A 23,834-nucleotide genomic window follows, 5' to 3' on the forward strand; every position below is an offset into this window, starting at 1 on the left:
TCCGCCGTGGCCCATCCACCGCCCCGCGCGGGCGACGAGGAGCCACCCGCGAGCGCCCTGAGGAGCCCGCTGGCGGCCGCGCACGCACGAGCCGGCGCCACGATGACCGGCTTCGCCGGCTGGGAGATGCCGCTGCGGTTCGGTTCCGAGCTGGCCGAGCACGCCGCCGTGCGCACCCGGGCCGGCGCGTTCGACCTGTCGCACATGGGCCAGCTCGAGGTGCACGGTCCCGACGCGGCCAGGCTGGGGGAGTGCTCGTTCGTCTCCCGGATCGCGAACCTGGAGCCCGGCCGTGCCCGCTACACGATCATGGTCGGGCCGGACGGGGGGATCGTCGACGACCTCATCGTCTACCGCCTCGCCGCGGACGACCTGCTCATCGTGTGCAACGCCGCGAACCGGGTGCGCGTGGGCGATCGCCTGGCCGCGGCCGCCCGGCGGCTGCGGGCGACGGTCGTCGATCGCACGAGCCACCGCGCCCTCATCGCCGTGCAGGGCCCGGCCGCCGCGCGGGCCCTCGCCGGGCTCGTGCCCGCCGAGGCGCTCACCATGCGACCCTTCCGATGCGCCCAGGCCGTGGCCCGACCGCCCACTGGGCCGACTGTGCCGGTGCTGCTCGCCCGCACCGGCTACACCGGCGAGGACGGCTATGAGCTCGCCGTGCCCGCGGCGAGCGCCGTCGCGATCTGGGAGGGACTGCTCGCGGCCGGCGAGCCGCTCGGGCTCGTTCCGTGCGGGCTCGCCGCCCGCGACTCCCTCCGCCTCGAGGCGGGGATGGCCCTGTACGGCAACGAGCTGACCGAGGACCTCACCCCCGCCGGCGCCGGCCTCGGGCGCCTCGTCGACCTCGGGCGGGAGTTCGTCGGCCGAGCGGCACTCGTCGAACGGGCCGGGGAGACCACGAGCCTCGTCGCGCTCGCGGGCGAGGGACGTCGCGCGGCGCGGCCCGGCGACGCCGTCCTGGCGGGCGGGAGACGGATCGGGCGGATCACGTCCGGGGCCCTCTCGCCCACGCTCGGTCACCCGATCGCATTCGCGCGCTGCGAGCGGCCCGTCCCGGTGGGCAGCGAGCTCACGGTCGACGTCCGTGGCCGGGAGCAGGTCATGCGGGTCCGGGAGCCCCCCTTCTACCGCAGGCCGTGACGGACCTCGAAGGACCTTGAAAGAACGGTGCGACCGCAGCGATGATCGAGGAACGGATCGAACGGAGACCGCATGAGCCACCCCACCGACCGGGCCTACACGGCCGAACACGAATGGGTCCGGATCGAAGCCGGCGTCGCGACCGTCGGCGTCACGAGCTACGCGACCGAGGCGCTCGGCGACGTCGTCTACGTCGACCTGCCCGAGGTCGGAACCGAGGTGATCGCGGGCGCGGCCTGCGGCGAGATCGAGTCCACCAAGAGCGTGAGCGACCTGTTCTCGCCCGTGAGCGGCACGGTGTCCGGCGTCAATTCCGACCTGGAGGCGCACCCCGAGCGGGTCGATGCCGACCCGTACGGGCAGGGCTGGCTGTTCACGGTGACCGTGACCGACGTCGGGCCGACCATGGACGCCGCCGCGTACGCCGCGAGCGTGCGGGAGTGAGCGCGCCCGTCGGCGCCTTCGAGGGGCGGCACATCGGTTCCTCCGCGGCGGAGCAGCGGCGCATGCTCGATCGCATCGGAGCCGCCGACGTCGACTCGCTCCTGCGCACGGCGCTGCCCGGGGCGCTCCACCACGCCCACGTCGACGGCCTGCCGCCCGCCGTCGACGAGGCGACCATGGTCGCCGAACTGCACGCGCTCGCGGATTCGAACACGGTGCGCACCTCGATGATCGGCCAGGGCTACTACGACACGATCACCCCCGCCGTCATCCGGCGCCAGGTGCTCGAGAACCCGGCCTGGTACAGCGCCTACACCCCGTACCAGGCCGAGATCTCGCAGGGCCGGCTCGAAGCGCTCCTCACCTTCCAGACGATGATCGCCGACCTCACCGGTCTCGCGATCGCCGGGGCCTCGATGCTCGACGAGGCGACGGCCGCGGCCGAGGCCATGACCCTGAGCCACCGGCACAGCCCGGCCGGTCACACCTTCTACGTCGACCGCGACCTCTTCGTCCAGACCCGGGCCGTGCTCGCCACCCGCGCCGCACCGCTGGGGATCCGGCTCGAGGAGATCGACCCGGCGGGCTCTCTCAGCCCTCCCGGCCACCTCCCGGACGCCTTCGGGGTGCTGCTCGCGGTGCCCGGCGCCACCGGCCGGATCCTCGACCGGAGCCGGTGCCGCGCCTGGGCCGACGCCGCCCACGAGGCCGGCGCGCTGTGCACCGCCGTGACGGACCCGCTCGCCCTCACGCTCATCGAGGCACCCGAAGCTTGGGGAGCCGACATCGCGGTCGGCAGCAGCCAGCGGTTCGGTGTTCCGATGGGCTACGGCGGGCCCCACGCCGCCTACCTCGCGGTCCGCGCCGGGCTCGAGCGCCGACTGCCGGGCCGGCTCGTCGGCGTGAGCCGGGATGCGGACGGCCGCGGCGCGTACCGCCTCGCCCTGCAGACCCGCGAGCAGCACATCCGCCGCGACCGGGCCACGTCCAATATCTGCACCTCCCAGGTCCTCCTCGCCGTCATGGCCGCGGCCTTCGCGGTCTACCACGGCCCGGACGGCCTGCACGCGATCGCGGCCCGGGTGCACGACCGGGCGCGCGCGGTCGCCGGTGCGCTGTCCGCGGCCGGCCTCCCGCCCCGCAACGACACCTTCTTCGACACCCTCACCCTCGACGTGCCGGGCCGCGCGCGGGCGGTGGCCCGCGCCGCGCTCGCGCGCAACCTCACGGTGTGGGCGCCCACGAACGACGAGGTGCGCCTCTCCTGCGACGAACGGACCACACCGGGGATCGTCGCCGAGGTCGTGGCCGCGGTGCTCGAGGGCGCCGCCCGCGAGGCGGACCGGCCGGGCTCCGGGCGGCACACCCGCCCGGAGCCCGGCGGCATCCCGCCGGACCAGCTCCGCGGCCGGGACTACCTCACCCATCCCGTCTTCCACGAGCACCGCAGCGAGAACCGGCTCATGCGCTACCTGCGGCGCCTCGCGGACGCCGACCTCGCCCTCGACCGCGGCATGATCCCACTCGGCTCGTGCACCATGAAGCTCAACTCGGCCGAGCTCATGGGGGCGATGAGCCGGCCGGGCTTCGCGGACCTGCACCCCTTCGCGCCCGCCGCGGACGCCCGCGGCTACCGGCGGCTCATCGACGATCTCGAGACCTGGCTCGCGGCGCTCGCCGGCTACGACGGCACGAGCGTGCAGCCGAACGCCGGTTCCCAGGGCGAGCTCGCGGGCCTGCTTGCCATCCGGCGATACCACGCCGAGCACGCGGGCGGACGCGAGCCCCGGCGCGACGTGTGCATCGTTCCCGCGAGCGCCCACGGAACGAACGCGGCCTCCGCCGTGCTCGCGGGCTTCCGGGTCGCCGTGGTCGCGACCGGCCCCGACGGGGGCATCGATCGGGGCGACCTGCACCGGGTGCTCACCGAGCATGCGGGCCGCATCGCCGCGATCATGATCACCTACCCCTCGACCCACGGCGTGTACGAGCCCGAGATCGTCGCCGTCACGCGCGCCGTCCACGAGGCCGGGGGCCAGGTCTACCTCGACGGGGCCAACTTCAACGCCCTCGTCGGCGTGACCACGCTCGCCGCCTGCGGGGGAGACGTCTCCCACCTCAACCTGCACAAGACGTTCTGCATCCCGCACGGCGGCGGCGGCCCGGGGGTCGGCCCGGTCGTCGCCGCGGCCCACCTCGTGCCGCACCTGCCCGGCCACCCCTGCGCGCCCGCCGTGCGCGGGGCCGCCGGTCGGTCGGACGGCGCCGTCGCGGCGGCGCCGGACGGATCGCCGTCCATCCTCCCGATCAGCTGGGCCTATCTGCGGCTCATGGGGGTCGACGGCCTGCGCCGGGCGACCGGCGCGGCGGTGCTGGCGGCGAACTACCTCGCAGAGGAACTCGCCGAGGACTATCCCGTGCTCTACCGCGGCCCCGGCGGGCGGGTCGCGCACGAATGCGTGCTCGACCTGCGCGACCTCACCCGGCGCAGCGGCATCACGGTCGAGGACGTGGCCAAGCGCCTCATCGACTACGGATTCCACGCGCCGACGATGAGCTTCCCGGTACCGGGCACGCTCATGGTCGAACCGACCGAGTCGGAGGACCTGGCCGAACTCGACCGATTCGTCGCGGCGATGCGCGGGATCCGCAGCGAGATCGACCGAGTGGAGCAGGGGCGGTGGCCGCGGGAGGACAACCCGCTCGTCAACGCGCCCCACCCGGCCCGCATGCTCACCGGGCCCTGGCCGCATCCGTACTCGCGCGACGTCGCCGTCTACCCCGGCGGCGAGCCCGCCGCGAAGTACTGGCCCCCGGTGCGGCGAATCGACGGCGCCCACGGCGACCGGAACCTCGTGTGCGCCTGTCCGCCGGTCTCGGAATCGGCCGTTGTGAGGTCGCCCTCCCCGCCGGTGGAATAAACCGGTACCGTCCGAGCGATTATAATGACGGGTAGTTGTGACTGCGAGAGCAGTCCGGGCCCACCATCCGATCCGATCGATCGCTTCGCCGAGGCTCTCCGAGCCTGGGCCGCCGAAAGGTATTCCTTGTCGTCTCGTCCCGCCATGCCCGCACTTCCGTCCGAGTTCTCGCACCCCGCCCTGCAGCAGGCGCTCGCGCGCGGAGTCAACCGAGGAACCATCGACGCGGCCTCGTTCCGAATCGCGTGCGAGGACGCCGATGTCGCGCCTCGCCGCCTCAAGCACGTCCTCAAAGCCATGCAGGAAGCAGGTGTCACAGTGTCCGACATCCAGGCCACGGCGGTCGCCGCCACGAAGACCCGCAGCCGCACCGATGCCACGGTGACCAAGAAGACCGATTCCGGATCCGCCGCCGCGGAGAGCGCGCCGGTGCAGCAGCCGGCCGCCGGCAAGAAGGCGGCCAAGGCCCCGGCGAAGGCGGCCGCCCCGAAGGCGTCCACCGCGGCGAAGGCGGACCCGGAGCCCGCCGACGCGGAGGGCACGAAGGCCCCCGCGGCGAAGGCCCCCGCGGCGAAGGCCCCCGCCAAGAAGGCCCCGGCGAAGAAGGCCGCCGCGAAGAAGACGCCGGCGACCCGTAAGAAGGCCGCGACCTCGGTGGTCGAGCCGACCGGGGACGACGCCGAGACACCCGACGAGGTCGAGGAGGAGACGACCGCGAAGACCACCACGGAGGACAAGGCCGCCGCGGCCGACCAGGGCGGCTTCGTCTACTCCGACGCCGACGACGACGATGCGCCCGCGCAGCAGGTCGTCACCGCGGGTGCGACGGCCGATCCGGTCAAGGACTACCTCAAGCAGATCGGCAAGGTGGCGCTCCTCAACGCCGAGCAGGAGGTCGAACTCGCCAAGCGGATCGAGGCCGGACTGTTCGCCGACGAGAAGCTCGCCGAGGAGGGGGCCTCGCTCAAGGGCAAGCTCCGCCGCGAACTCGAGTGGATCGCCCAGGACGGCCGCCGGGCCAAGAACCACCTGCTCGAGGCGAACCTGCGTCTCGTCGTCTCACTCGCCAAGCGGTACACCGGCCGGGGCATGCTCTTCCTCGACCTCATCCAGGAGGGCAACCTCGGGCTCATCCGTGCGGTCGAGAAGTTCGACTACACCAAGGGCTACAAGTTCTCCACGTACGCGACCTGGTGGATCCGGCAGGCGATCACCCGTGCCATGGCCGATCAGGCCCGAACGATCCGCATCCCCGTGCACATGGTCGAGGTCATCAACAAGCTCGCCCGGGTGCAGCGCCAGATGCTCCAGGATCTCGGCCGCGAACCCACGCCCGAGGAACTCGCCAAGGAACTCGACATGACCCCGGAGAAGGTGGTCGAGGTACAGAAGTACGGCCGCGAGCCGATCTCCCTGCACACCCCGCTCGGGGAGGACGGCGACTCCGAGTTCGGCGACCTGATCGAGGACTCCGAGGCGGTCGTCCCGGCGGACGCCGTCTCCTTCACCCTCCTGCAGGAGCAGCTCCACTCCGTGCTCGACACGCTCTCCGAACGCGAGGCGGGCGTCGTGCAGATGCGCTTCGGCCTGACCGACGGCCAGCCGAAGACCCTCGACGAGATCGGGAAGGTCTACGGCGTCACCCGCGAGCGGATCCGCCAGATCGAATCGAAGACCATGTCGAAGCTGCGCCACCCCTCGCGCTCCCAGGTCCTGCGCGACTACCTCGACTGATCCCCGGCGACGCCGATCGCCCGGCACGGCAGAACGCCGCCGCCCCCGTTCGGGGCGGCGGCGTTCTCGTCGCTGTGCCGTTCTCGTCGCTGTACCGGCCGGGCCGTGGGGCCCGCCGGCGGCCGGTCAGGCCTCGGCGGACTCGGGTTCGTACAGCTTGCTGGTCTCGTCGTGGACGTGCGTGGCCACGCGATCGATCGTCTCTGCGTGCTTGCGGGCGTGGTGGGCGCAGAAGATCAGCTCGCCGGCGTCCATCAGCACGCGCACGTAGCCCTGGGCGCCGCAGGCGTCGCACCTGTCGGCGGCGGTCAGGGCCGATGCGGTCAGGTCCGGGGAAGCAGTAGTAGTCACATCAGCATCAAACCATCCGGGCGCCGATTTTCCTCCCCCGAGCCCTCCGGTTTCGCTACCCGCGTACCCGGCGGGCGTCGTCCGGGAGGGTGGCGAGTGGCGTAGCCGGAATCCGGGCGATCCTGCCCGTACGATGAGGGCGTGTCGACCACGTCCAGCCCGTCCAGTTACACCGCCCGCCACCTGTCCGTCCTGGAGGGCCTCGAAGCCGTCCGCAAGCGGCCCGGCATGTACATCGGCTCGACCGATTCACGCGGGCTCATGCACTGCCTGTGGGAGATCATCGACAACTCCGTCGACGAGGCGCTCGAGGGGCACGGCACCGAGATCACGATCGTGCTCCACCCGGACTCCTCGGTCGAGGTGCGCGACACCGGCCGCGGCATCCCGGTCGACACCGTGGCCTCGGCGGGGCTGTCGGGCGTCGAGGTGGTGTTCACCAAGCTGCATGCCGGCGGGAAGTTCGGCGGGGGCTCCTACGCCGCCTCCGGCGGGCTGCACGGCGTCGGCGCCTCGGTGGTCAACGCGCTCTCGAGCCGGCTCGACGTCGAGATCGACCGGGGCGGGCTGACCCACGCGATGTCGTTCCACCGGGGCGAACCGGGCGTGTTCACAGATGCGGGCGCCCCCTCCCCGGACGCCCCGTTCGAGGCGTTCACCACGGTCTCGCAGCTGACCGTCGCCGGGAAGGTGCCCCGCAAGCGCACCGGCACCCGCGTGCGCTACTGGGCGGACCGGCAGATCTTCCCCGAGAGTGCCGCGTTCTCCTACGACGAACTCGTCACCCGCGCCCGCCAGACCTCCTTCCTCGTGCCCGGGCTGCAGTTGACGGTCCGCGACGAGCGGCGCCTGGCCGGCACGCCGGGTGCGGACGGGCCCGTCGAGGAGGTCTTCCTGCACGAGGGCGGCGTGGTCGACTTCGTCGACTTCCTCGCCACCGATCCGCCCGTGAGCGACGCGTGGCGGCTGCGGGGCTCGGGCACGTTCACCGAGACCGTGCAGGCGCTCGACGCGCAGGGCCGGCTCCGGCCCAAGGACGTCGAACGCACGTGTGAGGTCGACGTCGCCCTGCGCTGGGGTACCGGGTACGAGACCGAGGCCCGCGCGTTCGTCAACATCATCGCCACGCCCAAGGGCGGGACCCACGTGACCGGGTTCGAGCAGGCCGTGCTCAAGGTGCTGCGCAAGCAGATCGACGCGAACTCCCGCAAGCTCAAGCTCACCGCGAAGGACACGAAGGAGCGCATCGAGAAGGACGACGTGCTCGCCGGGCTCACCGCCGTCGTCACCGTGCAGGTGCCCGAGCCGCAGTTCGAGGGGCAGACGAAGGAGGTGCTCGGCACCGCGCCGGTGCGCCCGATCGTGGCCAAGGTGGTCGAGCAGGAGCTCACCCGGATCCTCACCTCGAGCGCCCGCCACGAGAAGTCCCAGGCCGCGCTCGTGCTCGAGAAGGTCGTCGGGGAGATGCGCGCCCGGATCGCGGCCCGCACCCACAAGGAGATCTCGCGCCGCAAGAACGCGCTCGAGAACTCGACCCTGCCCGCCAAGCTCGCCGACTGCCGCACGAACGACGTGGACTCCTCCGAGCTGTTCATCGTCGAGGGCGACTCGGCGCTCGGCACCGCCAAGCACGCCCGCTCCTCGCAGTTCCAGGCGCTCCTGCCCATCCGGGGCAAGATCCTCAACGTGCAGAAGGCCTCGCTGGCCGACATGCTCAAGAACGCCGAATGCGCCTCGATCATCCAGGTGCTCGGGGCCGGATCGGGGCGCACCTTCGACCTCGACGCGGTGCGCTACGGCAAGGTCGTGCTCATGACCGACGCCGACGTCGACGGCGCGCACATCCGCACCCTCCTGCTCACCCTGTTCTTCCGGTACATGCGTCCCCTGGTCGAGGCGGGGCGGGTCTTCGCCGCCGTGCCGCCGCTGCACCGGATCGAGACGATCGCCCACGGCCGGTCGAAGGCCGAGGTCGTCTACACCTACTCGGAGGCGGAGCTGCACCGGCACCTGACGAGGCTCGAGCGGTCCGGCCGTCGCTACAAGGAGCCCATCCAGCGCTATAAGGGGCTGGGGGAGATGGACGCCGAGCAGCTCGCCGAGACCACGATGGATCCCCAGCACCGGACCCTGCGCAAGATCACCATGGCCGACGAGGCGGCACTGCGCGAGGCGGAGCGCGTGTTCGAGCTGCTCATGGGCAACGACGTGGCGCCCCGCAAGGACTTCCTCATCGCCGGCGCCGCCGCCCTCGACCGGCAGCGGATCGATGCCTGAAGCGGACCGGTCCGACCGGCCCGACCGGCCCGGACCGGTTTTGCTCCCGCCGCGGACCATGCGTACGCTGCCAGGAACGACCGCCGCCCGAGCGACCGGCAGCCCGGATCGCCCGCGTCGACCCACAAGGAAGCCATGACCCCAGCTGAACCGCTCGCTCCGCTCAGCGTGCGCGCCCAGGCGCCCGCCGAGCTCGCGGTTCCCGGCTCCCAGTGGGGGTTGACCTGGCGGGGGATCGGACCCGACGACGCCGCGGCGCTGCACGCCCTCGTCGAGGCGCTCGAGGACTGGGACCGGCTGCCCTATCGCTCCTCGCTCGAGGAGACGAGCGACCGCGTCGGCGAGCAGGGCCCGGACTCCGCCCTCAACGTGCTCGGCGGCTACGACCATGCCGGGCAGATGCGGGCGTTCGGCCTCGTTCGGTACGCCCCGGACGACGAGCAGTCCGCCCGGGTCTTCCTCGACGGCGGGGTCCATCCCCAGTATCGCCGCAGCGGGGTCGGCACGGCGCTGCTCGAGTGGGAACTGGGCCGCGCCCGGCAGCTGCTGGCCGGGGTGGACCGCCCTGTGCGGGCGCGGATCGTCGCGAACGTCGAGGAGACGACCCCGGACGCCGCCCCGATGCTGCTCGAGCGCGGCTTCGAGGCGCGTCGCTGGTACTTCGACCTGCAGCGCGACCTCGCGGCGCCGTTGCCGCAGATCGACCTCGCCCGCAACCTCGAGACCGTGCCGTGGACGGCCGACCTCGACGAGCAGGTGCGCCAGGCGCACAACGAATCCTTCTCCGCGCACTGGGCCTCGGAGCCGATGAGCGCCGAACGGTGGCACGCCGAACGCGCCTTCTTCGCGCCCGAGTGGAGCTTCCTCGTGCTCGACCGCACGAGCGACCGGGCCCAGGTCGTCGGATACCTGCTCTCGGGCCGGTACGAACAGGACTGGATCTGCCAGGGTTGGTCCGAGGGGTACATCGACATGCTCGGGGTGCGCCCCGACTGGCGCAACCGGCAGATCGCGACGGCGCTGGTCGTGCGCGCGATGCGCGCCTACGCCGCGGCGGGCATCGACTTCGCCTCGGTCGGCCTCGACACGGCCCAGCCCGATCCCAACTACGGCCTCTTCGCCGCCCTCGACTTCCAGGCCATCCACTCCTCGACCATGTACAGCATCGAGTTCTGAGCGGCGCGGGCAGGCCCGGGGACGCCCCGGACGAGCCCCGGGCTCAGCCGATGCCGGCGATCGGCACCTCGAGCGGGGCGCCGGAGCCGTCGCGGCGCTCATCGGGTTCGGGCAGCTCGACCGGCTGACCGGCGGCGGCCACGGCGCGAGCGGGCGCGGGCACGACCGCCGCCGCGTAGAGCTCGTCCTCGCCCCGCAGGAACCGGTGTGCCCGCACCCCGGCGGTGCCGCGGCCCTTGCCGGGGTAGAGCTCGAACGGGGTGACCTTCGCGCTCCCGGTCACCGTGCCCGGCAGCGCACCGGCCGAGCCGGCGACGGTGACGACCTCGGCCCGGTCGTGCGCGGGCACGACGCCGAAGAACAGCACCCGGACGTCCGGGCGCAGCCGGATTCCGGCCATCCCACCCGCCTGGCGACCCTGCGGGCGCACGTCCCCGGCGGCGAAGTGGAGCAGTTGGGCATCGGAGGTCACGAACACGAGCCGGTCGTCGTCGCGGGCCACGCCGACCCCGACCACCTCGTCGCCGTCCTTGAGGCCGATGACCTCCCAGTCCTCCGCGCGGGCGGGCCAGTCGGCGACGACCCGCTTGACCACGCCGGCGGCCGTGGCCACCGTGAGCACCCCGGGGCCGGTCGCCGGCTCGCCGGGTCCGCCGGGTCCGCCGGGTTCGCCGGGTCCGCCGGGTCCGGCGGGTTCGCTCGGTCCGGTGAGTTCGGCGAGCCCGACGACCCGCTCGCCCCCGGCGAGGGGGACGAGCTCGTCGATCGCGAGGCCGCCCGAGAGGCCGGGTGGGCCGTCGGTGGGCGGCAGGGCGGGGATCTCCAGCACGGAGACCTTGACGAGCCGGCCGGCCGAGGTGACCGCGCCGATCTGGCCGCGCGCGGTCGCGGGCACGAGCGAGCCGAGGGCGTCGTGGGCGCTGCGCCGGCCCGCCCGGGCGGGCCGGTCCGCATCCGAGGTGCGGGCGAGCAGCCCGGTGCTCGACAGCAGCACCCAGCAGGGGGCGTCCGGGATCTCCAGGGGCGCGGCGGCGGAGGCCGCGGGCCGGGCGGCGGCCGACTCGAGCAGCACGGTGCGGCGCTGCGTGCCGTGCTCCGCCGCGACCCGGGCCAGCTCGCTCGAGACCACGTCCCGAAGCACCGCGTCGTCGGCGAGGATCGCCTCGAGGCGGGCGATCTCCGCGGTCAGCTCGTCCCGCTCGGTCTCCAGCTCGATCCGGGAGAACTTCGTCAGCCGCCGCAGCCGCAGGGCGAGGATGTAGTCCGCCTGCGGCTCCGACAGGTCGAACACGAGCATGAGCCGGTCCCGGGCGGCGGCGGCGTCGTCGCTCGAGCGGATGACGGAGATGACCTCGTCGATGTCGGCGATCGCGACGAGCAGCCCCTCGATCAGGTGGAGGCGCTCCTGCCTGCGCGCGAGCAGGTACCGGGTGCGCCGCTCCACGACGTCGATCCGGTGATCCACGTACACCTGCAGCAGGTCCCGCAGGCCCAGGGTGCGCGGCCGGCCGTCCACGAGCGCGACGTTGTTCATCCCGAAGGAGTCCTCGAGCGGGGTGTGCCGGTAGAGGTTCTCGAGCACGGCCTCGGGATTGAACCCGGTCTTGATCTCGATCTCGAGGCGCAGCCCGTGCTTGCGGTCCGTCAGGTCGTTCACCCCGGACACGCCCACGACCTTCTTCGCCTGCACCGCCGACTTGAGCTTCTCGATCACCCGCTCCGGGCCGATGAGATAGGGCAGCTCGGTCACGATGATCGCCTTGCGGCGGGCCGTGACGTTCTCGATCCGGGTGGTGGCCCGGGTGCGGAAGCTGCCCCGACCCGTGGCGTAGGCGTCCCGGATGCCCTCGAGGCCGACGATCCGGCCGCCCCCGGGCAGGTCCGGGCCCGGCACGAACCGGATGAGGTCCTCCAGGGTCGCGTCGGGATGGGCGATGAGGTGGCGGGCCGCCGCGATCACCTCGACGAGGTTGTGCGGGGCCATGTTCGTGGCCATCCCGACCGCGATCCCGGAGGCGCCGTTGACGAGCAGGTTCGGCAGCGCCGAGGGCAGCACCTCCGGCTGTGTCAGCTGGTTGTCGTAGTTGGGAACGAAGTCGACGACGTCGCAGTCGAGGTCCGCGGTCATGACGATCGCGGCCGGGGCGAGCCGGGCCTCCGTGTACCGCGGGGCGGCGGGGCCGTCGTCGAGGGAGCCGAAGTTGCCGTGACCGTCGACGAGCGGGAGCCGCAGCGAGAAGTCCTGCGCCATCCGCACGAGCGCGTCGTAGATCGCCGTGTCCCCGTGCGGGTGGAGCTTGCCCATGACCTCGCCGACGACGCGGGAGGACTTGACGTGCCCCTTCTCGGGCCGCAGCCCCATCTCGGCCATCTGGTAGAGGATGCGCCGCTGCACGGGCTTGAGGCCGTCGCGGGCGTCCGGCAGCGCGCGCGAGTAGATGACCGAGTACGCGTACTCGAGGAACGAGTCCTGCATCTCGGTGGACACGTCGGTGTCGAGGATCCGCTCCGCGGTCGCCGGACCGTCGCCGGTCGGTGGAGTGGGACTCGTCGAGCGTGGTGCCATGGCCCCATTCTCCCTGATCCGCCCCGCGGTGCGCGCCACCGTCCCGGCCCGGCGGGGCGCTCAGTACCATCGAGGGTATGAGCCCCACCGTTCCGGCACCGGCAGCCTCGGATGATCCCGAGCCCCCCGAGTATCCCGGCCACTGGGAGGCGGACGTCGTGCTGCGCGACGGCTCCACGATGCGGATCCGGCCGATCCGACCCACCGATGCCGACGCGCTGCAGCGCTTCCACCTCGCCCAGTCCCCGGAATCGGTCTACCTGCGATTCTTCGCGCCGCTCGCACGCCTGACGCAGCGGGACCTGGCCCGGTTCACCCGCGTCGACCACCGGGACCGGGTCGCACTCGTGCTCGTGGCCGGCGACGAGATCCTGGCCGTGGGCCGCTACGACCGCATCGACGACACCGACGACGCCGAGGTCGCCTTCAACGTCTCCGACCGGGCCCAGGGCCGCGGGGTCGGCTCCGTGCTGCTCGAACACCTCGCCGCCGCCGGCCGGGAGCGCGGCATCGGCCGCTTCGTCGCCGACGTCCTGCCCGCGAACACCCGGATGATCCGCGTGTTCTCCGACGCGGGCTACGACGTGCGCAAGCGGTTCGACGACGGGATCGTCACGGTTTCCTTCACGATCCACTCGACCGACCGGTCGATGGAGGTGCTCGCCGAGCGCGAACGCCGCGCCGAATCGCTGAGCATGCGGCGGATCCTCGCGGCCACGAGCGTCCTCGTCCACGGCTCCGGGCAGGAGGGGGCTGCGCTCGCCGGCCGCGTGTGGGAGCACGTCGCCGGGGCGGCGGCCCGCCCCGGCGGCTTCACGGGTCGCCTGGTCCACACGGCCACCGAGGCCGACCTCGCCGCGCTCGCGGGTCCCTTCGACCTCGCGGTCGTCGGGCGCCCGCACCGGAGGTGCTGCGGATCGTGCCGCACCTGGCCCGGCTCGACACCGGCGCGCTGCTCGTGCTCACCGGCGGCTTCGCCACGGCCGGGGGCGAGGGCACCCCGCAGACGGACCTCCTGCGGCTGCTGCGACGGTCGGGCATCCGGCTCGTCGGGCCACGGTCCGTCGGCGTGCTCGCCCGGGGCGAGTCCGGCGCCCTGCCCGCGCTGCTCTATCCCGGGATCATGGACGACGTCGCTCGCCCGGGCGCTCCGGGCGCCTCGGGCATCGGCCTCTTCTGCCAGAGCGCGCACGCCACCCGCTCCCTGCTCGACGGCGCGGGCCGGCGCCGGCTCACCCTCTCGACCGTGCTCTCGGCCGGTCACCGCGCGGACGTCTCGGGCAACGACACGATGCAGTTCTGGACCGCGGACCCCCGCACCGCGGTCGCCTGCGTCCACCTCGAGTCCATGGGCAATCCGCGCAAGTTCTCCCGGGTCGCCCGTCGGCTCGCCCAGGACCGTCCGGTCATCGTGCGGGTCGCGGGCCGCTCCGGGCAGGTGCGCCCGCCCGGCCACCCGGTGCGCACGACCCGGACCCCGCGTCGAGCGCTCGAGGAGCTGATGAATCAGGCCGGGGTGCTGCTGGCCGACTCGGTCGACCAGCAGCTCGACTGGGCGATGATGTTCTCCACCCAGCCGCTGCCGCGCGGCCCGCGGGTCGCGGTCGTGACCAACTCCGGCACCCAGACCGCGATCCTGGCCGAGCTGCTCGGCTCGATCGGGGCCCGCCCGGTGCCCGGGGTGGCGACTCTCAATCCCGTCGCCGCCGCCGACGACTACCGGCGCGTGCTCGCCGGGCTGGCCGGCCGCGACGACTGGGACTGCGCGCTCGTGGGCTACGGCCCGTTCCTCGACGACGACGCCGAGCGGATCGCGCCCGCCATCGCCGAGTTCGCCGACCGGACCGGCCGGCTCGTGCTCGCCCGGGTGCACGGCCTGAGCGGGCTCGATCCGCTGCTGCGGCACGGCGACACGTCGGTGCCGGGATTCGCCACGGGCGACGACGCCGTGGCGGCGCTGCGAGCGGGCCTGGCCTACGCCGAACGGCGCGAGGCCGCCCCGAGTCCCCGCGTCGACCCGCCCGGCGTCGATCGGCGGCGCGCGCTCGGGCTCGTCCGGGCCGGGGTGAGCGGACTTCCCCCGGGTGAGCTGCGCCGTCTCGACGCGGAGCGGACCGCGGAGCTGCTCGCGGCCTACGGGCTGCCCGTGCTGGCCAGCCGCGTGGCGCGCACCGAGGAGGAGGCCGTCGAGGCGGCCGAGGCGGTGGGCTGGCCCGTGGCGCTCAAGGTGGCGGACGAGGCGCTGCGGCACCGCACCGACCTCGGCGGGGTGCGGCTCGATCTCGCCTCCGCGGGGGAGGTCCGCCACGCGTTCGCCGTGATGGCCTCCCGGCTGCGCCGGCTCGGCCGCGGCGAGCGGGAGGTGGCCTTCGAGGTGCAGGCGATGGCCGAGGCCGGGGCCGCGTGCGTGCTGCGCGCCGAGGAGGATCCCCTCTACGGGCCGATCCTCTCCTTCGGGCTGGCCGGCGACGCGGTCGAACTCCTCGGCGACGTGTCCTACCGGGTGCCGCCGTTGACCGAGGCGGACGTCTCCTCCCTCATCACCTCCGTGCGCGCGGCGCCCCGGCTGCTCGGGCACCGTGACCTGCCCGCGCTCGCGGTGCCGGCGTTGGCCGACGTCATCGCACGCACGAGCGTACTCAAGGAGGAGCTCGCCGAGATCGCCCGGGTCGAGTTCAACCCGGTGCTCGTGACCGAGCGGGAGGCGGTCATCCTCTCGGCCACCGTCGACCTCACCCTTCCCGGCCGGGGCGATACCGCCCGCCGGGTGCTGCCCGGATAGGGCAGACTGGACCCGTGGCATCTTCGCGCTCGAACCAGCTGGAATCCCTGCGATCCGACATCCAACGTGCCGGCTACTATCCCGATGTCGTCGCCGACATCCTCGGGGTCGCCCTCGATGTGGAGCCGGTCGTCAGTCATCTCGTCCACGTCGAGACCATCTTCGACCGGACCGAGGTCCGCCGGCACGTCACGGTGCTCGTGCTCAGCCCCACCCGACTCATCGTCGCCCACGTGGACGACCTGCCGCCCGAGCACCCCGACGAGGAGTCGATGGCGGCGGCCTCCACCGAGGCCGTGGCGCTGCGCGAGATCCGCTCGGTCGGCCTCACCCACGGCATCGCCGACCCCGCGAACTACATCTCCGGGCAGAGCCCGACCGAGCTGACGCTCGCGATCGCGTGGGGGGCGATCGAGCGGATCGACCTCGAGCCGGCCACGTGCGCCGACCCCGACTGCGACGCCGATCACGGTTACACCGGCACGTCGGTGCCGGACGACCTCGTCGTGCGGGTCTCCGCGGCCGCCGAGGGGGACCGGGCGATGACCGCCGCCGCCGAGTTCGCCCGGGCGCTCTCCGCCGCGACCGTCAAGCACGCGTGAGCCGTCCGGCCCTCGGCGACGTCCTGCTGGGCGCGGCCGGCGCCGCCACGGGCCTGCTGCCGGACGGCGTGGCCGCGGCCGGACGTCTCGGCCTGCCCGCCGCGCGCGCCTACTGCGTCGTGCTCGTCGACGGCCTCGGCTGGGCGAACCTGCACGCGCGCGCCGACGCCGCCCCGTTCCTCAGCGGCGGGATGGACCGGCTCGTGCGCGCCGAGTCCGCGATCCCGAGCACGACCGCGGCGAACCTCGCCTATCTGGGCACCGGCGCGCTGCCGGGCCGCACCGGGATGCTCGGCTATTCCGTGCGCAATCCGGCCACGGGCCGGGGTATGAACCTCGTCTCGTGGGCGGGCGGGCCGGATCCGCGCCGGTGGCAGCGGGTGCCGACCGTGTTCGAACGTCTCGACGCCGACGGTGCCGTGAGCGTGAGCGTGGGGCCGTGGAAGTTCGAGGGCTCCCCGCTCACGACGGCCGCGTTGCGGGGCGCGGAGTACGAGGCGGCCGAGACCCTCGCGGACCGGGTCGACCGGACCCTCGAGGTGCTCCGGGAGCCGGACGTCTCCCTCGTGTACCTGTACTGGTCCGAGATCGATGCCATCGGGCACTCGCTCGGATGGGGCGGACGTGAATGGTCGGCCGAACTGGGACGGGTCGACGCCGAGCTCGCGCGGCTGGCCGCCTCCCTGCCGGCGGACACCGCCCTCGTGGTCACCGCGGATCACGGCATGGTCGACATCCCGCTCGGGTCCTCCGAGGTCTTCGGCGGGCCGGCGCGGATCGACATCTCCGCCCGGGCCGCCCTCTGGCAGAGGGTCGAGCTCGTCGCCGGGGAGCCCCGGTTCGTGCACGCCTATGCCGCCGACGCCGCGGGGGTCGCCTCCCGATGGCGCGGCGAGCTCGGCGACCGGGCCACCGTTCTCACGCGCGCCGAGGCGATCGCGGCGGACTGGTTCGGTGAGGTCGACCCGCGGCACGAGCCGGCGCTGGGCGACGTGATCGCGGCCGCGCACGGGGACGTCTGCCTCGTGGACTCACGCAGCCAGTCCGAGGCGAGCCGGTCGCTCGTGGGCATGCACGGGTCGATCGGCGAGCAGGAGCGGGGGATCCCGGTCGGCCTCACCCTCGCGTGAGGCTCAGCCGAACCGGCCCGCGGACTCGGTGAGGTAGCAGCGCCCGCACAGCGACTCGTAGGTGGTCTCGCGACCGTCGATGGCCACCTGGTCGCCCTCGAACACGAACCGTTCGCCCGCCTTGCGGCCGTTGAGGATCGCCTTCTTGCCGCACCGGCAGATCGTCTTGAGCTCCTCGAGGCTGTGGGCGAGCTCGAGGAGCCGAGCCGATCCCGGGAAGCTGCTCGTGCGGAAGTCCGTGCGGAGCCCGTAGGCCATGACCGGCACGTCCTGCTGCACCGAGATCCGGAAGAGGTCGTCGACCTGCGCGGCGGTGAGGAACTGGGCCTCGTCCACGAGCAGGCAGGCGACGGGCGTCGCACCGCGGGCCGCCTCGAACGCCTCCGAAAGCGACTCGCCGGCTCCGATCTGGAGGTCGGTCTCGCGGGTGACGCCGAGCCGGGAGACGATCGCCCCCGACCCCTTCGTGTCGGTGGCCGGCTTGGCGAGCAGCACCCGCTGCCCGCGTTCCTCATAGTTGAACGCCGCCTGCAGGAGCGCGGTCGACTTGCCCGAGTTCATCGCCCCGTAGCGGAAATACAGTTTGGCCACGGCTCAGTCGTTCTTCGCCCCGAACACGATCTCGTCCCAGCTCGGCACGGACGTGCGCCGGCTGCGGCTGCGTCGCTTGGCCGGTGCCGGCTCGGGGTCGGGTGTCGGCGCGGATTCGGGGCGCGGCAGCGCGACGACCTCGCCCGGGCCGTCCGTCCGGTCCGGCCCGCCGCCGGTCCCCCCGGTGCCGCCGGCGCCATCAGCGCCCTCGGCCGGTGCCGCCTCCGACCCGGGCGGCCCGTCCGCCGAGGAGGTCGAGGCGGAACCGGTGGTCTCCCGGCCGGGCCGGGAGACGTCGTCCCAGAGCGTCGGCTCCTCGTGATCGGGCGCGCTCAGCTGCTGGCGCACCCCGCGCGCCGCGGCGAGCTCGGCGAGGATCGCCTCGGTGTCGGCCGCGGGCTCCGGCCGCGCCCCGGACTCGAGCTCCTCCGGGTGGCCGTGGTTGAGGTCGTCGTCGATCGTGCGCAGCACGGGCTGGATATCGCCGTCGTGCTCGACGTCGTAGACCCGGGCCGCGGGCACCGCGCTCAGGTGGCGGCGCGGCGCCGCCGCGAGGTCGATCTCCGAGAGGAGCCGGGCGGCCTCGTCGAGCGCGCGGAAGGACTGGGCGGCGAGGTCGACCTGCCACGCGGCCTGCTGGGTCACGTCGCCGTCCTCGTAGCTGGCCACGACCTCCCACGGGTCGCTGTCGCGGCGGCGGGCGTCCCACTCGACCTGGGCGATGCCGCGGGCGGCGAGCCGGTCGACCACGAGATCGCCGAGGGTCGGGGCGCCCGTCTCACGGCCGACGAGCAGCGCCTGGGAGCGGTTCGCGACGTGGGCGCGTTCGGCGAGCACGGGCCCCTCGTACCTGCGCACCTGCTCGATCGGCAGTCCGCCCTGGTCCGCGACCTCGGCCGCGGTCGCGCCGGCCCGGATGAGCACCTGGATCTCCCGCGGACGCATGTGCACCGACCGCAGCTGCTCGAGCTGGGGCCGGTCCCGCCGGACCGCGGCCCGCAGGGCGTCGTCGATGACCAGTCGGTATCGGCTGCCCGTGGCGTCGATGAGGACCACGGTCTCGCCGTCGTTGTGGATTCCGACCAGCTCAAGTTCGATCATCAGTGCCAACCCTCCCCGGTCTCGCCGGCATCGGCACGAGCCTGCCACCCTCGGCATCCACATGCCAGGAGGCGACCGGTGTGGCGTCGCACTTTTCCACCCGCGGCGCAGGCGATGCCGGGATCGAATGCGATTCCCGTCACAGACACCCGGCGCGGGGATGGTAAAAAACGGTCGGATGATGCACAATCCCATCGCCGCGTGGGAACACCTGGTGCACGGCAGCGTTGTACTGTCGGGCCCCGTCCCCGCGACCCGAGCAATCGAACCGCCCCACCACCGTGGATCACTCGTGGTCCACCACACGTCCACCCCACGTCCACCACACTCCCCAGCACGGCCCCGGACCCCACTGCCCGCCCGGGCCCAGCACGAACAGATTTGGAGCGCTTGCCCCGATGGCCACTGACTACGATGCCCCACGCAAGACCGAGGAAGACCTGAGCGAGGATTCGCTCGAAGAGCTCAAGGCCCGCCGTTCCGACCAGCAGTCCGGCGTGGTCGACGAGGACGAGACCGAGGCCGCCGAGGGCTTCGAGCTGCCCGGCGCCGACCTGTCCGGCGAGGAACTGTCCGTGCGGGTGATCCCGCGGCAGGCCGACGAGTTCACGTGCTCGAAGTGCTTCCTCGTGCACCACCGCTCGCAGCTGGCCTACACCGAGAACGGCCGGCCGGTGTGCTCGGAGTGCGCCGCCTGATCGGTTCGCTCGTCCGGCGCGGGGGGAGACGCGCCGGCCGGAACCGGCGGACCGACTCGTACCGGTCGTACCGACGGCGGCAGGCGTGCCGGCCGCGTCAGCGACCGGGCGCCGCCGGCGACAGCGCGCGCGCCAGGGCGTACGCGTCGCGGGAGGAGATGAGCCACGAGGGGCACGGGTCCTCGGGGTCGATGATCTCGACCTGCACCGCGAGCCGGATCCACGGGCGATGCAGCACGTGGGTACGGGCGTCGGACATGGGGCCCATGAGGGCCCGCAGCTCGGCGGGCTCGAGCACGGTGACCGCCCCGACGAACCGCCGCTCGATCCGCGCCCGTCCGGCGCGGAGCATCCGCTCGTCCACCTCGACCCGGGTGGCGAACGACCAGAGCCAGGCGCCGGCGAGGACCGCCACGCACACGGCCCCGGCGATCGCGGCCCGAGTGCTGATCGGCAGCAGCACGATCGCCATCGTGCCGGCCGCGCCGGGCACGAACAGCCACCACAGCCAGGACGGGGTGAGTCGTTCGGAGTGGATCAGGGTGGTCCGGCCGGTGTCCTGCGGGCTGCTCATGTGCTCAGCCTGCCAGAAGTCGGCCTAGGATCGACCTGTGACCTATTCCGAGAGCCGTGGCCTGCACCACGGCGAGGCCGACGTGGCCGAGGTGCTCTGGCAGCGCCTCGACCCGGACCTGCCCGCGCCGTCCTACGCGCACCCGGGCGATGCCGGCCTCGACATCCGAGCCCGCGTCGACGTGGACCTGGGACCGGGGGAGCGCGCCCTCGTGCCCACGGGGCTGGCGATCGCGTTGCCCCTGGGTTACGCGGCCTTCCTCCACCCCCGTTCCGGCCTGGCGGCGCGTGCGGGGATCACGATCGTCAACGCCCCCGGAACGGTCGATGCGGGCTACCGCGGGGAGATCTCCGTGGCGCTGCTCAACACCGACTCCCGCGCGCACACCATCAGCCGGGGCGACCGCATCGCGCAGGTGGTCATCCAGAAGGTGGCCGTCGCCGACCTCATCGAAGTATCCCGGCTCCCGGGCAGCGATCGCGGAGCCGGCGGCTTCGGGTCCACCGGCGGCTGGCTGAAGGGAACCGCATCGTGAGCTTCTTCCGTCGTAAGAATTCCCGGGCCGCGGCCCCGCCGCAGGAGGCCGCCGAGCCGGCGGAGGAGACCTCCGCCGGTACGCGGGCCCCGGGACCGGTGAACACAGCGAACACAGGCGACCCAGTGGACACAGTGAACACGGGGGAGCCGACGGGTCCGGGCGATCCCGACGGCGCGGACGGCGCAGCGGCACGGGGTCCGTGGGATCTCGACGAACAGCCCGAGCTGGGCACCCGCGTGGACGTCGGGGGCCTGCGCATCCCCGCCCGGCAGGGGATGCAGGTGCGCATGGAGCTCGAGCCCAAGAGCCGCCGCATCGTCTCGGTCAACATCGCCCTCGGCGGGTCCGCGCTGCAGCTGCAGGCCTTCGCCGCCCCGCGCAGCGAGGGCCTGTGGGAGACGCTCCGCCCGGAGATCGTCGAGTCGATCACGAAGCAGGGCGGCACGGTCGAGGCTCGCGAGGGCGGCTTCGGCGAGGAACTCCTCGCCCGGCTGCCGGTGCGGACCAAGGACGGGCGCAGCGGGCACCGGCCCGCGCGCTTCCTCGGCTTCGACGGCTCCCGCTGGTTCCTGCGCGGCGTGCTCACGGGGCCGGCCGCGGTCGACCCGGAGGCGGGTGCCGCCCTCGAGGAGGTGTTCGCGGACGTCGTCGTCGTGCGTGGAACGGCGCCCCGGGCGCCGCGCGACCTGCTGCCCCTGCACCTGCCCGGGAAGCCGGGCGAGGAGGTCGCGCCCGAACCGACGCGTCCGGTGCTCGACCTGGGGCAGGGCCGGGGACCCGAGATCACCGAGGTCGGCTGAATGGGCGTGCGGTCGCTGTGGCGCCGGGCGCTCGCCTCGGAGGCCGAGCTGGACGCGGGGGAGGAGCGCGCCGCCGCCCGGGCCGAGGGAACCCAGCTCATCGGTGATGCGGTGCCCGGCACGGTCGTCGACCTGCTCGGCACGGTCCGCTCCCTCACCTATTCGCCCCCCGGCGCCCCGCCCACGGTCTCGGCCGAGCTCTACGACGGCTCCGGCAGCGCCGATCTCATCTTCCTCGGGCGGCGCGAGATCGCCGGTATCGTCCCCGGCCGCCGGCTGGCCGTCCACGGCCGGATCGGGGCGCACCTGCCGGGCAGCGCCCGGATGCATCTGTTCAACCCCGCGTATCGGCTGCTGCCACCCGCGCGCCTGCCCGCGAAGGAACCCGCCCGATGACCGATTCACCGCCCACCGGCACCGGCCCGGCCCCCGCCGACGATCGCGGCCTGCGCCAGCTGACCTCCGACTCCTTCGACGTCGCCGCCGCGATGGGCGGCGTGCGCGGCCTGATCGAGTCCGTCCTGCCCGGGCTCGTCTTCCTCGTGGTCTTCGTCATCACCCGCGACATCACGCTGTCCGTGGCCCTCGCGGTCGGGTGCGCGGTCGTCGCCACGATCGCCCGGCTCGTCGTGCGCACGCCGATCACCCAGGCCGTCGGCGGACTCGCCGGCGTCGTCATCGGGGCGGTCTGGGCGTGGCGGAGCGGGGAGGCGGCCGACTTCTTCGCGTGGGGGCTGTGGGTGAACGCGGGCTTCGCGACCGCGATGCTCGTGTCCGTGCTCGCGCGATTCCCGGCCGTGGCCGTGTTCGCCGCCGGGCTCACCGGGCACGACCTGCGCTGGCGCGACAGCTCCGATCCGGCGGCCGCCATGCGCCGGTTCCGGCAGGCGACGTGGCTGTGGTGCGGCGCGTTCCTCGCCCGCCTGGCCGTGCAGGTTCCGCTCTACTTCAACGACGAGGTCGGCTGGCTGGGCACCGCCCGGCTCGTCATGGGCGCCCCGATGTGGGTGCTCGTGCTGTGGATCACCTGGATCATGGTCAGTCCGATCGTTCGGGAACCAGCAGCCGGGCGATCTCGGGAAGACGCTGATCCGGAGCCGAGCTGATGAGCAGCAGCTGATCACCCACCTCGAGGGTGTCGTCGCCGGTCGGCGGGAGTGGGTCCGCGTCGCGGATGATCGCGGCGAGCACGGTGTGGCCGGGCCAGCGCAGGTCGGCGACGCGGGTTCCCACGGCCGGTGAATCGGCCGGGAGCGTGATCTCGAACATGTTCGCCTGCGAGGCGTGGAACGTGAAGATCTTCACGAGGTCCCCGACCGAGACGGCCTCCTCCACGAGCGCCGTCATGATCCGCGGCGTGGAGACGGCGACGTCGACCCCCCACGCGTCGTCGAACATCCACTCGTTCTTCGGGTTGTTCACCCGGGCCACGACGCGCGAGACCGTGTACTCGGTCTTCGCGAGCAGCGAGACGACGAGATTGACCTTGTCGTCGCCGGTCGCCGCTACCACGACGTCGGTCCGTTCGAGCTCTGCGCGTTCCAGGGTCGCGATCTCGCAGGCGTCCCCCAGCAGCCAGTCCGCCTCGGCCACCGTGGACACGCGCATCGCCGCCGGCTGATGGTCCATGAGCAGCACCTCGTGCCCGTGGCCGAGGAGTTCGCGGGCGATGGACCGGCCGACCGATCCGGCCCCGGCGATGACGACACGCATCAGTCCTCCTCCTCGGCGGGGGCCACCGCGAGCCGGCGCTGCACCTCGTCGATTCCGTCGGTCCCCACCAGCAGGTGCACGAGGTCGCCCTCCTGGAGCAGGTCGTGCGCCGCCGGAACGTACCCCACCCCGAGCCGGGCGAGGTAGGCCACGCGCGCGCCGATCGCGGCCTCGATGTGGGTGATCGACCATCCGATCCAGCCCGGGTGGCTGTCCGCCTGCACGAGCGAGACCGCACCGGAGGCGTCCCGGAACAGCGAGTGCGCCCCCGCGGGGATGAGCCGGCGCAGCACCTGATCGGCGGTCCAGCGGACGGTGGCCACGGTCGTGATGCCGAGGCGCTCGTAGATCTCCGCCCGCTTCGGATCGTAGATTCGGGCCACGACGTGCTCGACGCCGAAGACCTCGCGCACGACCCGGGCGGCGAGGATGTTCGAGTTGTCGCCCGAGGAGACGGCCGCGAACGCGTGCGCGTCCTCGATCCCCGCGCGGGCGAGCGCGTCCCGGTCGAAGCCCAGGCCGACGACCCGCTGGCCCTCGAACTCGTCGGGCAGCCGGCGGAACGAATCCGGATTCTGATCGATGATCGCGACCGAATGACCGTGGGTCTCGAGCGAGCGCGCGAGGGTCGTTCCCACCCGGCCGGCGCCCATGATCACGAAATGCACGGGACCGACGCTACACCGCCCCCGG

General features: G+C 73.2%; 21 protein-coding genes and 1 pseudogene. 15 read left to right on the forward strand and 7 right to left on the reverse strand.

All coding sequences use genetic code 11. The features are described from left to right. The first annotated feature begins 6 nt into the window (after positions 1 to 6). The 4 genes from gcvT to GCE65_RS06955 all read left to right on the forward strand — a co-directional run bounded on the left by gcvT (position 7) and on the right by GCE65_RS06955 (position 6,242). Positions 7 to 1,143 carry a glycine cleavage system aminomethyltransferase GcvT gene (gene gcvT / locus GCE65_RS06940; protein WP_228760155.1) on the forward strand — a complete coding sequence of 379 codons (1,137 nt, stop codon included), beginning with the start codon at positions 7 to 9 and terminating at the stop codon, positions 1,141 to 1,143. A gap of 72 nt (positions 1,144 to 1,215) precedes the next feature. Next, positions 1,216 to 1,587, forward strand: a complete 372-nt coding sequence (gene gcvH, locus GCE65_RS06945) for a glycine cleavage system protein GcvH (protein WP_152818210.1) — start codon at positions 1,216 to 1,218, stop codon at positions 1,585 to 1,587. Next, positions 1,584 to 4,508 (forward strand): aminomethyl-transferring glycine dehydrogenase, encoded by a 2,925-nt coding sequence (gcvP, locus tag GCE65_RS06950; protein WP_153877868.1) that lies wholly within the window; start codon positions 1,584 to 1,586, stop codon positions 4,506 to 4,508. Before gcvH ends, gcvP begins: the two co-directional genes overlap by 4 nt. A 144-nt stretch (positions 4,509 to 4,652) precedes the next feature. Next, complete coding sequence (locus GCE65_RS06955) at positions 4,653 to 6,242, forward strand: RNA polymerase sigma factor (RefSeq protein WP_153877869.1); 1,590 nt, start codon at positions 4,653 to 4,655, stop codon at positions 6,240 to 6,242. Between the two features lie 126 nt (positions 6,243 to 6,368). Here the strand turns inward: GCE65_RS06955 and GCE65_RS06960 are convergent, their stop codons facing one another. After that, entirely contained in the window at positions 6,369 to 6,593 is a 225-nt protein-coding gene (locus GCE65_RS06960; protein ID WP_153877870.1) for a hypothetical protein, read from the reverse strand. Between the two features lie 141 nt (positions 6,594 to 6,734). Here GCE65_RS06960 and GCE65_RS06965 point away from each other — a divergent pair, with 141 nt between their 5' ends. Both GCE65_RS06965 and GCE65_RS06970 read left to right on the forward strand, forming a co-directional pair. Continuing rightward, the gene (locus GCE65_RS06965; protein ID WP_153877871.1) at positions 6,735 to 8,870 is read left to right on the forward strand and encodes a type IIA DNA topoisomerase subunit B; all 2,136 of its coding nucleotides are present in this window, start codon (positions 6,735 to 6,737) and stop codon (positions 8,868 to 8,870) included. A 135-nt stretch (positions 8,871 to 9,005) separates the two neighbouring features. Further along, complete coding sequence (locus GCE65_RS06970) at positions 9,006 to 10,046, forward strand: GNAT family N-acetyltransferase (RefSeq protein WP_152818208.1); 1,041 nt, start codon at positions 9,006 to 9,008, stop codon at positions 10,044 to 10,046. Between the two features lie 43 nt (positions 10,047 to 10,089). Here GCE65_RS06970 and GCE65_RS06975 read toward each other — a convergent pair whose 3' ends face one another. Further along, the gene (locus GCE65_RS06975) at positions 10,090 to 12,612 is read right to left on the reverse strand and encodes a DNA topoisomerase (ATP-hydrolyzing) subunit A (RefSeq protein WP_153877872.1); all 2,523 of its coding nucleotides are present in this window, start codon (positions 12,610 to 12,612) and stop codon (positions 10,090 to 10,092) included. Positions 12,613 to 12,791: 179 nt separating this feature from the next. Here GCE65_RS06975 and GCE65_RS16570 point away from each other — a divergent pair. The 4 genes and pseudogenes from GCE65_RS16570 to GCE65_RS06995 all read left to right on the forward strand — a co-directional run. Beyond that, positions 12,792 to 13,133: pseudogene (locus tag GCE65_RS16570) on the forward strand (N-acetyltransferase family protein); the annotation flags it as partial. 386 nt (positions 13,134 to 13,519) lie between these two features. Next, positions 13,520 to 15,394 (forward strand): acetate--CoA ligase family protein, encoded by a 1,875-nt coding sequence (locus GCE65_RS16575; RefSeq protein ID WP_228760156.1) that lies wholly within the window; start codon positions 13,520 to 13,522, stop codon positions 15,392 to 15,394. 14 nt (positions 15,395 to 15,408) lie between these two features. Further along, complete coding sequence (locus GCE65_RS06990) at positions 15,409 to 15,996, forward strand: DUF5998 family protein (RefSeq protein ID WP_153877875.1); 588 nt, start codon at positions 15,409 to 15,411, stop codon at positions 15,994 to 15,996. Further along, entirely contained in the window at positions 15,993 to 17,126 is a 1,134-nt protein-coding gene (locus GCE65_RS06995; protein WP_153877876.1) for an alkaline phosphatase family protein, read from the forward strand. Before GCE65_RS06990 ends, GCE65_RS06995 begins: the two co-directional genes overlap by 4 nt. Before the next feature lie 3 nt (positions 17,127 to 17,129). Here the strand turns inward: GCE65_RS06995 and GCE65_RS07000 are convergent, their stop codons facing one another. Both GCE65_RS07000 and sepH read right to left on the reverse strand, forming a co-directional pair. Next, positions 17,130 to 17,717, reverse strand: a complete 588-nt coding sequence (locus GCE65_RS07000; RefSeq protein ID WP_153877877.1) for a thymidine kinase — start codon at positions 17,715 to 17,717, stop codon at positions 17,130 to 17,132. A 3-nt stretch (positions 17,718 to 17,720) separates the two neighbouring features. Next, positions 17,721 to 18,818 (reverse strand): septation protein SepH, encoded by a 1,098-nt coding sequence (gene sepH, locus GCE65_RS07005; RefSeq protein WP_153877878.1) that lies wholly within the window; start codon positions 18,816 to 18,818, stop codon positions 17,721 to 17,723. A 398-nt stretch (positions 18,819 to 19,216) separates the two neighbouring features. On the opposite strand from sepH, the gene GCE65_RS07010 reads away from it, so the two are divergent. Next, positions 19,217 to 19,516 (forward strand): DUF4193 domain-containing protein, encoded by a 300-nt coding sequence (locus tag GCE65_RS07010; protein ID WP_152818203.1) that lies wholly within the window; start codon positions 19,217 to 19,219, stop codon positions 19,514 to 19,516. 97 nt (positions 19,517 to 19,613) lie between these two features. Here the strand turns inward: GCE65_RS07010 and GCE65_RS07015 are convergent, their stop codons facing one another. Then, the gene (locus tag GCE65_RS07015; protein WP_152818202.1) at positions 19,614 to 20,090 is read right to left on the reverse strand and encodes a DUF3093 domain-containing protein; all 477 of its coding nucleotides are present in this window, start codon (positions 20,088 to 20,090) and stop codon (positions 19,614 to 19,616) included. Positions 20,091 to 20,127: 37 nt separating this feature from the next. Between GCE65_RS07015 and dut the strand changes: the two genes are divergently transcribed. The 4 genes from dut to GCE65_RS07035 are packed head-to-tail and all read left to right on the forward strand — an operon-like array spanning position 20,128 to position 22,534. Then, positions 20,128 to 20,625 (forward strand): dUTP diphosphatase, encoded by a 498-nt coding sequence (gene dut, locus GCE65_RS07020; protein ID WP_228760157.1) that lies wholly within the window; start codon positions 20,128 to 20,130, stop codon positions 20,623 to 20,625. Continuing rightward, the gene (locus GCE65_RS07025; protein ID WP_153877879.1) at positions 20,622 to 21,428 is read left to right on the forward strand and encodes a DUF3710 domain-containing protein; all 807 of its coding nucleotides are present in this window, start codon (positions 20,622 to 20,624) and stop codon (positions 21,426 to 21,428) included. The genes dut and GCE65_RS07025 overlap by 4 nt, the downstream gene beginning before the upstream one ends. Beyond that, positions 21,429 to 21,824, forward strand: coding sequence for an OB-fold nucleic acid binding domain-containing protein (locus GCE65_RS07030; RefSeq protein WP_152818201.1), 396 nt, complete (start codon positions 21,429 to 21,431; stop codon positions 21,822 to 21,824). Continuing rightward, entirely contained in the window at positions 21,821 to 22,534 is a 714-nt protein-coding gene (locus GCE65_RS07035) for a DUF3159 domain-containing protein (protein WP_152818200.1), read from the forward strand. The genes GCE65_RS07030 and GCE65_RS07035 overlap by 4 nt, the downstream gene beginning before the upstream one ends. On the opposite strand, the gene GCE65_RS07040 is transcribed toward GCE65_RS07035, so the two are convergent. Both GCE65_RS07040 and GCE65_RS07045 read right to left on the reverse strand, forming a co-directional pair. After that, positions 22,467 to 23,141: a TrkA family potassium uptake protein gene (locus tag GCE65_RS07040; protein ID WP_152818199.1), complete on the reverse strand. Its 675-nt coding sequence runs from the start codon at positions 23,139 to 23,141 to the stop codon at positions 22,467 to 22,469. The two genes, GCE65_RS07035 and GCE65_RS07040, sit on opposite strands and share 68 nt — an antisense overlap. After that, entirely contained in the window at positions 23,141 to 23,794 is a 654-nt protein-coding gene (locus GCE65_RS07045) for a TrkA family potassium uptake protein (protein ID WP_152818270.1), read from the reverse strand. Before GCE65_RS07045 ends, GCE65_RS07040 begins: the two co-directional genes overlap by 1 nt. Positions 23,795 to 23,834: the final 40 nt, after the last annotated feature.

Source organism: Pseudactinotalea sp. HY158 (assembly GCF_009660225.1).
In the GTDB taxonomy this organism is placed as follows: Bacteria; Actinomycetota; Actinomycetes; order Actinomycetales; family Beutenbergiaceae; genus HY158.